The sequence below is a fragment of the Wolbachia endosymbiont of Atemnus politus genome, from assembly GCF_013309895.1.
This window is the reverse complement of sequence record NZ_JAAXCS010000042.1, coordinates 1-10,197: the sequence shown is the minus strand read 5'-3', so window position 1 is coordinate 10,197 and position 10,197 is coordinate 1. Positions and strand designations below refer to the sequence as shown.

General features: G+C 36.4%; 8 protein-coding genes and 2 pseudogenes. 6 read left to right on the top strand and 4 right to left on the bottom strand.

Going from position 1 to position 10,197, the window contains the following annotated elements:
• On the top strand, positions 1 to 410 hold a 410-nt coding region (locus HET73_RS03845), incomplete at its 5' end, for a hypothetical protein (protein ID WP_174134045.1).
• Positions 411 to 448: 38 nt separating this feature from the next.
• Complete coding sequence (gene miaB / locus HET73_RS03840; RefSeq protein WP_174132777.1) at positions 449 to 1,771, top strand: tRNA (N6-isopentenyl adenosine(37)-C2)-methylthiotransferase MiaB; 1,323 nt, start codon at positions 449 to 451, stop codon at positions 1,769 to 1,771.
• On the opposite strand, the gene HET73_RS03835 is transcribed toward miaB, so the two are convergent.
• Positions 1,751 to 1,948 (bottom strand): hypothetical protein, encoded by a 198-nt coding sequence (locus HET73_RS03835; RefSeq protein ID WP_174132778.1) that lies wholly within the window; start codon positions 1,946 to 1,948, stop codon positions 1,751 to 1,753. The two genes, miaB and HET73_RS03835, sit on opposite strands and share 21 nt — an antisense overlap.
• Positions 1,949 to 2,093: 145 nt before the next feature.
• Between HET73_RS03835 and HET73_RS08140 the strand changes: the two genes are divergently transcribed.
• From HET73_RS08140 to HET73_RS03825, 4 genes and pseudogenes are all read left to right on the top strand, one after another.
• Positions 2,094 to 3,935, top strand: coding sequence for an isoleucine--tRNA ligase (locus HET73_RS08140; protein ID WP_246210025.1), 1,842 nt, complete (start codon positions 2,094 to 2,096; stop codon positions 3,933 to 3,935).
• Positions 3,936 to 4,065: 130 nt separating this feature from the next.
• Complete coding sequence (locus tag HET73_RS08135) at positions 4,066 to 4,275, top strand: hypothetical protein (protein WP_246210023.1); 210 nt, start codon at positions 4,066 to 4,068, stop codon at positions 4,273 to 4,275.
• A gap of 140 nt (positions 4,276 to 4,415) precedes the next feature.
• Complete coding sequence (locus tag HET73_RS09430) at positions 4,416 to 5,369, top strand: DUF5915 domain-containing protein (protein WP_343033079.1); 954 nt, start codon at positions 4,416 to 4,418, stop codon at positions 5,367 to 5,369.
• Positions 5,370 to 5,428: 59 nt separating this feature from the next.
• Positions 5,429 to 8,150 (top strand): annotated as a pseudogene (locus HET73_RS03825) (hypothetical protein).
• Between the two features lie 4 nt (positions 8,151 to 8,154).
• Here the strand turns inward: HET73_RS03825 and HET73_RS10085 are convergent.
• The 3 genes and pseudogenes from HET73_RS10085 to HET73_RS08110 all read right to left on the bottom strand — a co-directional run.
• Positions 8,155 to 8,319, bottom strand: coding sequence for a hypothetical protein (locus HET73_RS10085; RefSeq protein WP_458694642.1), 165 nt, complete (start codon positions 8,317 to 8,319; stop codon positions 8,155 to 8,157).
• 254 nt (positions 8,320 to 8,573) lie between these two features.
• Positions 8,574 to 8,810, bottom strand: coding sequence for a hypothetical protein (locus HET73_RS08115; RefSeq protein ID WP_246210027.1), 237 nt, complete (start codon positions 8,808 to 8,810; stop codon positions 8,574 to 8,576).
• Positions 8,811 to 9,125: 315 nt separating this feature from the next.
• A pseudogene (locus tag HET73_RS08110) lies at positions 9,126 to 10,136 on the bottom strand (alanine--tRNA ligase-related protein); the annotation flags it as partial.
• Positions 10,137 to 10,197: the final 61 nt, after the last annotated feature.

Below are 10,197 nucleotides of genomic sequence, written 5' to 3'. Positions count from 1 at the left end.
TAGGGGCACTTATAGGTTTGGGGTTGAGTTTTACAGCTTTATCACCTTTAGTAATGGGAGGAATTGTTGGTTCCATAGCTCCAGTGCTGTTAGTAGTTTTTTCCCTTATTAACAAAAAAGATCCTACTAAGAAAGAAGATCTTAAAATCACTTTTATTGGATCTATAGCACTTGCAAGTGTTGCAATCGGAGCTGGTCTTGCTGCGGCTGCATCTGCTATTTTTCCAGGTGCAATGATTGGAGCTGGATCTGCAGCTTTAACAGGTGCAGTGATAGGGGTCTTAGCATTTATTGCAGGGATTCTTGCAACAGAATACGTTATCAACCCAATAGTTGAAAAAGTTAGTGAGCATATTATATCACCTATAGTTGAAAAAGTTAGTGGATGCTTTTCTTCAAAAGGGAATTAAGCTGCTTAAATAATACACTGTCTAATTTACAAAAAAGTATGAAAGGCCTATATATCAAGACTTACGGCTGTCAGATGAATGTTTATGACTCCGTTTTAATGGAGAATATAATTAAGCCTCTGGGGTTCAACGTTGTTAGTGATGCAGAAAAAGCCGACTTGGTAATACTCAACACCTGTCATATTAGGGAGAAAGCAGCAGAAAAGCTTTATTCGGAGCTTGGAAAGATTCGCTCATCACAAAAAAATAAAGATACTACCATAGTGGTAGCTGGATGTGTAGCACAAGCGGAAGGGGAAGAAGTATTTAGAAGAGCTCCATTTGTGGACATCGTTGTTGGTCCACAGAGCATTGCTACCTTGCCAGAACTGATAGTCAAAGCAAGCAGAAGTAAAGGTCATGTGATAAACACTGATTTTCCCGAGGTCGCAAAGTTTGATAAATTGTCAGACGAATGCTACGGTAATAGCCAAGGATCTTCTGCATTTCTTTCCATACAAGAAGGTTGTGATAAGTTTTGTACGTTTTGTGTGGTGCCCTACACTCGCGGAGCTGAATATTCACGACCAGTGAATGAAATATTCCGTGAAGCGCTGAAATTAGTTGCAAATGGAGCGAAGGAAATCAATTTACTTGGTCAGAACGTCAATGCCTATCATGGAGAGTGCGAAGGAGAAGTGTGGGATTTAGGAAGATTAATCAGCCACATTGCTAAAATTGAAAAGCTAGAAAGAATACGCTATATAACCTCTCATCCAAGAGATATGCATGAATCTCTCTACTTGGTACATGCAGAAGAACCAAAACTCATGCCATTTATTCACCTGCCTGTGCAGTCAGGTTCGAATAAAATATTGCGCACAATGAACAGGAAACACACTACAGAGGAATATTTGGAAATAATAGACAGATTGCGCGAATTGAAACCTGAAATAGAATTTTCTTCTGATTTTATCGTTGGTTTTCCTGGAGAAACTGAGAAAGACTTCGAGGAAACTATGAAGTTAGTGGAAAAGGTAAAATACGCTCAGGCTTATAGTTTTAAATACAGCCCAAGACCAGGCACGCCGGGGGCGGAAAGAAAAGATCAAGTGCCAGAAGAAGTTAAAACAGAACGTCTTCTTCGTTTACAGAAATTAATTAGTGAACAACAACTCGAGTTTAACCAAAGTATGGTAGGCAAAACTATTCCTGTTCTATTTAGCGGTAAAGAAGGCAAACACCAAAACCAAATTATTGGTAAAAGTCCGTATATGCAATCAGTATGCATTGATGATCCTGAAGGTAAATACAGAGATAGAATAGTAAATGTGAAGGTATTGAAAGCTCGGCAAAATAGTTTATTGGGGTGTGAGCTGTAAGAGTAGCTCTACTGTCATATGCTCCTGATCCCCACTATAATTTACTTTCTCAATCTCTCCAATGTTATTGTATTCATAAGAACGTGAATCCCAAATAAGATTATTTTTACTATTGCTTTTGTTAGCGTCGTGGAATTCCTGATGAGGCCAACTTTTGTTATTATTACTTTTAGGCATTCCTTAAATTTAAATTAATATATATATATTAATGTCTTGTATAGTGATGTCAATGTCTATTAGTAAATTAATACTTATAGAGATAGTTTTTTTGAGTTTGTAATTTTCCAGAAAGCTCTATATCTTTTTGATTTACCCAGTTAAAATGAATACAAAGTCAAAGCATTATCCTGATACAGTAAGTAGTCCTGATTTTTCATTGCTAGAAAAGGAAGTCATAAAATTTTGGCAAGAAAATAAAGTTTTTGAGCAGTCAGTTGAGGAGCGTTCCAAGGATAATTGTTTTGTCTTTTACGATGGACCTCCGTTTGCAAATGGACTTCCCCATTATGGGCATTTACTCACTGGTTTCATAAAGGACGCATTCGCAAGATATCAAACAATGCGGCAAAAACGAGTCGAACGTAGATTTGGTTGGGATTGCCATGGGCTGCCAGCCGAGATGGGCGCAGAAAAGGAACTTGGAATATCTGGCAGGACTGAGATAGAAAAATTTGGCATTGAAAAATTCAACAACCATTGCAGTACTTCTGTGATGAAATTTTCGTCAGAATGGGAGAAGTATGTAAATAGACAGGCAAGGTGGGTAGATTTTCATAATGACTATAAGACCATGGATAAATCCTTCATGGAATCAGTCATGTGGGCGTTTAAGCAGCTTTATGATAAAGGTCTGGTGTATGAATCGGTACGTGTTGTTCCATATAGCTGGGCGTGCGAAACTCCATTATCTAATTTTGAAACAAGGCTTGATAATGCATATAGAGAAAAGACTAGCAAAGCTGTAACTGTTGCATTTGAGCTCTTAGAAAACCCGCAGCAGTTTAAACAAAAATGTAAACTACTTGCTTGGACTACAACTCCTTGGACTCTTCCTAGCAATCTGGCGCTGGCGATAGGGAGAGACATTGAGTATTGTGCAGTGTCAGTTCACTCCTTCCAGCGCGTGACGCTGGAATCTATTTCTGGATCCCAGTGTCGAAGCACTGGGATGACAGGGGAGAGGGCTACTGAAATGACAGGGGATAATGCAAAAGATCTAGTTAACGATGAAGTTTACATCTTCGCTGAAAGCTACCTAGAGAAATTTATCGGTCATTGTGAACAAAACAATATCCCATACAAAAATTGCGATATAAAACTTAAAGCAGATGATCTTGCAGGTCTTTCTTATAAGCCACTGTTTGATTACTTTAAAGATACGAAAAATGCGTTCCGCGTTTTCATCGCTAATTATGTTACAGCAGAAGATGGTACTGGCGTTGTGCACACTGCTCCTGGATTTGGCGAAGAAGATTTCTACCTTTGCCAAAGCTATGATATCCCAGCCATTTGTCCAATTGATAATGGTGGAAAATTTACTGCTGAAGTTTCGGATTTAGCTGGAATTCATGTTTTTGATACCAACGATACGGTAATAAAGAAGCTAAAAGAACAAGGAAGCTGGTTCAAAACCGAGCAATATATTCACAATTATCCACACTGTTGGAGAACTGATACTCCTTTAATCTACCGCACTATGCCTTCTTGGTACGTTGCTGTAACAAAATTTAAAAGCAGAATGGTAAAGCTAAATAAGAGAGTTAATTGGATGCCAAATCATATAAGAGATGGGCAGTTTGGAAAATGGCTTGAAGGAGCTCACGACTGGTCAATTTCACGCAATCGATTCTGGGGCACGCCAATTCCTGTGTGGAAATCAGATGATTCAAGATATCCAAAAGTAGATGTGTATGGTTCAATAGCAGAACTAGAGCGAGATTTTAATGTTAAGGTGGATGATTTGCACAGGCTATTTATTGATTCTTTAACAAGACCAAATCCTGATGACCCAATAGGAAAATCAGTTATGCGTTGTGTGCCTGATGTATTTGACTGCTGGTTTGAATCTGGTTCAATGCCGTTTGCGAAAGTCCACTATCCGTTTGAAAATAAAGAATGGTTTGAGAAAAAAAATTCCCTGCGGATTTCATCACTGAATATATAGCACAAACAAGGGGGTGGTTTTATACGCTTTTTGTATTGTCCACTGCTTGATTTGACAGTGAACCATTTAAAAATTGCATATGCTACGGTGTTGTTTTGGATGTAAAGGGACAAAAATTTTATCCAAGCGTTTGAATAGCTATGCGGATCCAATGGAGGTGTTTGATAAATATGGTTCTGATGCGCTGCGTTTTCTAATTCTGTCTGGGTCTATTGTTTGTGGTGGTAATTTGCTACTTGATAAAGAAGGAAACTCAATACGAGACGTTCTAAGGAACGTAATAAACCTATTTGGAACAGTTATCACTTTTTACTATGTATGCAAATGCAGATGGGATTAAAGCTGAAGTTTGTAAGAATTATCAAAGCACTATTGATCGTTATATGATTGCCAAATGTTTTGAAGCCGTAGAAGGCATCCAAGCTTCTATGAACAACTATAATTCCCAAGAGGCTTGTAAAGTTCTGGTAGATTTTTTAAGTGCTAAATAATTGGTATATTCGTCGCAATCGTGAGCGTTTTTGGAAAAGTGATTTAGATCAGAACAAGACCGACGCTTACAACGTCCTATACACGGTTTTTTATTATATACTAAGAACCGCAGCTCCTTTATTGCCGCTTATAACAGAGACTATATGGCGAGGGCTTAAGTATAAAGAAACATCTGTCCATTTGGCTGATTTTCCACAATTAGAGAAGTTTGATAGTGAACTCATTGCCAAAATGGATTTGGTCAGAGAGGTATGCAATGCTGCATTATCTGTTAGAAATACTTTTAATATACGTATCAGACAGCCACTTGGCAGCATGACCATTTATCATCAGTCTTCCTGTAGTTTTCTTGAGGGTGAATACCAAGAGATGATAAAAGATGAGGTAAATGTAAAAAAACTAGAGTTAGTGAACAAACTTGAAGGTATTGCCTCACTAGAGTTAAAATTAAATTTTCCTATGCTTGGGAAGAAGATTCCAGACAAAATCAAGCAATTAGTTCAATACGTCAAAGAGGGAAAATGGAAGCAAATTGAAAATGAGCGAGTGTTTTTGGGAGATGAATCAGAGAGCTACATTATAGAAAAAGGTGAGTATGAGCTATTACTAAAAGCAAACAGTGAATATTCTTCTGTGTTTGACAACAACAAAGGGGTTGTGATTCTAAACACTAAACTAAGCGATGAATTGACTCTAGAAGGGCTCGCGAGAGATGTCGTGAGGCTCATTCAAGAAACTAGGAAACAAGCTGATTTTCATATATCCGATAGAATCAGAGTAGTAATCAAAACAGAAGATGAAAAATTTAAGGAAGCGGTGAATACGTGGAGTGAGTACATAAAAGAGCAGACACTTGCCTTATCTTTAGAAGTTAATGTAGAAATTGGAACCAACTTCTACTCCAAGGAATATCAAGATTTAATTGTTAATATTAAAAATTAAGCTATTAATTAAGTTATAAATTTTTTAATACTCATGTATACTTTAAAGTGAGGTATAACATGGGAGATAATATGAATGATGCTGTTGCTACTTTAGAAGAGGAAGAAGAATTTTTTGATAGTATGGCTTATGGCTGCTGGTTTTGATATTCCACTAAGTATATTTCATTATAAAGATTATAACTCTGACTTTCTTACTTCCTGGTATAATGTATCAAGCGAAGTATATAAAGAGATAAACAGAGCTTGCCCAGAGAAGAAAGTATTAAATTTAGCTCTATCAGTTTTAATGTTTCCTTATATAGTTTTTACTGCGTTAGGATTAGTCATATATAATAAGTTTAAAACAAATGATAAGACACAAATCAGTTTAGAGGAGAATAAAACAAAAAAAAGCGAAGTAAGTGAAAGTACAGCAAAAAGATTGGCATATGGTGTTCTTGCTGCAGTAGCGATTCTTGTTAGTATACCTATACTTCTACTCTTGCTTATTCCTGCAACACCTGCCTTAGCTACTTTTTATCTTTTAAATAGGGAGTTATCTCATTCTTTGGTTGCCGCTCTTAAAATAAGTATGGGGCTATATCATAATAAGTACCAAAATGTTGAGGTATCTTTTCATGAAACGGAAGTTCCTGGACAAAATATTGCGTGGGATATGGAAACTAAATTTCCACCGCAATTTAAGCAGTTGCTTAGAGATTTATACGAAGATAAAGATGGTAGTTGGTTTAATGTTGCACGTGATTCAGAACATAATACCATACTGAAATTATCAGCTAATATCCATTTAAAAAATGGTCTTGTGCCTTTGCGTAATGAGATCGGAAGTGTAATTGCAACTTCGATTCAAGGGTTCACAGAAGCCATGGGAGAACTGTTGAAACTAGACAAAAAAGATATTACATACGATAAGCTGAAGGAATTGTTGAACGAATTCAGACTGAAAGTGGTGGATAGTGTAGATTCTAAACTGATAAGTCACTTAATACAGGATGCTCACAGAGTTGCCTTTATACAAGCAATCAAAATTGCACAAAAAAGAAGAGAGGAAAAGGAAGATTTTTCATTAGAAGAAAGACTGAAAGAGGTATTAGTAGAGCAAGAACTGAAAAGCCAAGGTAAGGAATTGCCGACTGAAAAGGAAATGATCCTAAAAGATCTAAAAAAAGCAGGAGCAAAAGTACCAGATGTTTTAGAAGATAAGGCGCTTCCTATGTTTAGAGCGAAATGGAGGCAGCTTATACAAGAAAAAAAGATAGCTAAGAGAACAGTAATTGATGTTTATAGGGATATGTACCATCAAACAACAGAGGAAGCTCTGAGTAGCGCGGAAGAAGAAATTGAATGCTTAAGGAAAATAGGGCAAACAAGATATAACAATATATGTAATAAGTTAAAAGAAATACATCAAGATATAGAAAAAAATAACTCAAAAGATGGTGCTTTAAAAAGGAAATTAGAAGATCTTTTTAAATTCGAATATGATGATCAAGAGGTTGAAAAGAAGCTAATAGAATCAAGAATAAGAAAAGCTAAAGTTTTGTTAAGTCAATCAGGTGTACTGGATAAGGAAAAGCAAGGCCTAATGGAACGATTAAAACAATCTATGTGGAGCCTCTTAGATACATCCAATAAAGATAAGAATCTAATGACACGACTTAAGGATTTAGAAAAAAATGAGAAAACTTCAGATAAAGTGAATGACTTTATAGAAAAGATGTATTTAGAGATAACAAAACGTAGAATTCAAGAGTTATTTGAAAAGCAAGGGGGAAGTATAAAGAATGTAGAAGATAATAAGGACATGCTATTCAATGGAGAAGATGAAAAACGTCTAGTAAACAAGATTGTTTCTTATCGAAAAGAAATTGGAGAATATTTTACGCAACCTGCGAGATTGAAGGAAATAATAGGAAAGCAGAATGAGAATTTGGATGTTGAGAAAAACAGTAAAGAAAAGGAATCTTCAAGTATGGAGTTAATAGAGTTATGTTTGAAGAATAACCAAGAAATTCTAAAAGCATTAGAGGACTTAGAATCTGAAAAAGAGGAATTATTAATAAATGAAGAAGCAAAAAATGACTATAGAGAAGAACTGACATCTCATGAAAAAATAAAATTTGCAATAATAGAAGATAAATTACTAGAGGTGTTCAAGCATGAAACTTTTGATGAAGAAGCAATCAAGAAATTATTAGAAAAAGCAGAATTTGAATACTGCTTAGCAGAGAAATGCATAAAAGGTCCTGTGATTAAAACGAAAGATAATATCAAACACTTTTGTCAAAATTTATTGTCTCCTTTGATAGACAGGTTGGTGGAAAATATAATAAATAATGTACCAAAAAATGATAAGAGTCCACTTTTTCAACCTGGGAAATCTTTTTGGACAGCTTACGGGTATATTAAGACAGGCTTGGTTACTGCAATATATGGTAATAAAAGTACAGAAGGAAAAGCGTTAGATTTGGCGCATGATACTCATAAGGAAGTAGAGACGTTTCTTCAATATTTTGAGTCGAGTTATGAGGAGGTGGGAGCCTTGGTAGGTGATGTATTTTCTGATGATGGTGAAACATTTAAAAAGGACATATGGCCTAAAATAAAAGACCATTTGTGTGGAATGTGGGATAGATTTTTTAAGGATATTGAATTCACGCTAATCAGCAAGGATAAAAATACCTGTCAAGAAACGGAAGAGGCAGTAAAAACTAAATTGGATGGGCTTGTAACACAGACACATAGTAACGTTGCTAATCTCCTAGCAGCAGGGGCGTAATACACTATCTTGCTAAGTGATTATAAATAGCTATAACAATATCACTACTATCACAGCCTGTTTGGGCAAGTTCAGCATCTCCACCGCAGCCTCTCCCAGTTACAGTAGATACCAGCTCTTTTGCGCTGACCCTATCAGTTAAGTCCTTGCTTACTTTGATAATCAGCACTGTTTTATTTTTTTCCGTTGCTGTGAAAGCTATTACCGTTTTTGGTTTTTGCTGCTGCAGAACAAATTCCCTTATTATACTTGCTGGAATGTCAGTGAAAACATGGCTTATGAAATTTATTCCATTTATTTCAGTGCTTTTTATGTTCTCTGTGCTTACGAGCTTTTTATAAAGGCTTTTTATTTTAGCTTCGGATTCCTTACGTTCTTGGCTTAAAATACTGAGTCGACTTATTATTTCGTTTATTGGCGCTTTTACGGATTCTGCAACTTTTTCAAGTTGATTTCATTATCACGCACATAATTAATTGCTTCTTGACCGGTCAAATCTTCGATCCTTCTTACTCCAGATGCAATAGAACATTCTGTTACTATCTTAAACAAGCCAATTTCTCCAGCGCGCTCCACGTGCGTGCCACCACACAATTCCTTTGAATTTCCAATGCTTACCACTCTTACTTGGTCGCCATACTTTTCGCCGAACAATGCCATAGCTCCTTCGTCTATTGCCTGACTCATGTTCTGAATTTTCGTAAACGTAGAAAGATTTTCTCTGATTAAAGAGTTTACTATATCTTCTATTGAAAGCAGTTGGTCCCGAGTGACTTGAGTGTTATGACTGAAGTCAAATCTCAGCCTATCTGGTGCAACTAGGGAACCTTTTTGAGTGACATGATCACCCAAGATTTTTCTCAGTGCAAAGTGTAGAAGATGAGTAGCCGAATGATTTCTTCTTAGGTTTTGCCTTCTTTCCTTATCAATGCTTGCTGTAACTTTATCATCTTTACAAATTGAGCCAGATTTAACCACGCATCTGTGCAAATATAAGTCATTAATTTTATTGGTGTTTCCCACTATGATAATGCTTCTTTCGGATGTGGTCAGACTGCCAGTATCCCCCACCTGCCCGCCTGACTCGCCATAAAAAGGTGTTTTATCAAGTAGAATTGTTATCTTCTCTCCTTCTTTTGCAGAATCAATTATTTTATTTTCATGGGAAATTATGGCTAGTACTTTTGCATCCTTTACTTCACTAAGTTCGTAACCAACGAATTTTGTTTTGCCAAACACATCGGTTATATCAAACCATACTTGCTCAACAGACTTTTCGCCAGATCCTACCCATTTAGCACGTGCTCTTTCTTTCTGCTCCTCCATTGCATCGTCAAAACCTTTTTGGTCAAAATTTATTTTTTTCTCTTTTAGAATATCAAGTGTGATATCCAAAGGAAATCCGTAAGTGTCATATAGCTTAAACGCTGATTCTCCAGGCAGAGTGTCGCCTGGGTTTAAATCTGCAGTGAATTTTTCCAAGAGATTGATACCTTTCATCAAAGTATCTTTAAAGTTTTCTTTCTCCGATTTTAACGTCGTTTCTATTAAACTTTTATCTATGATTAATTAAGCACCCATATAAGCTGAACTCATGCTGTCTATCAACACTGGAAAAATGCGATGGAGTAGGGAGCCATTATATCCAAGCAGGTGGATATAGCGCGCAGCTCTCCTAATTAATCTTCGCAGTACATAATTTCTACCTTCATTTCCAGGAAGTATCCCTTCTGCGATAAGAAATGCGGCTGCACGAAGAAGATCTGCGATGATTTTATGAGCTATCTTATTTTCCGTATTTCCACAGAGCTCTTGCGGCTTATTTATCCGAGCAGAAAATAGACCAATATCATAGTTATCGTGAACGTTTTGCATCACGGCAGCTATCCTCTCAAGGCCCATTCCAGTATCGATGCATCTTTTTTGGTAATTTTTGAAAATTACCTTCCTCATCTTTATTAAATCCATGAATACCAGATTCCATATTTCAACAATTCTATCGTCATCTTGTAGATTAGGATTTACATGGTCATAAAAAATTTCAGAA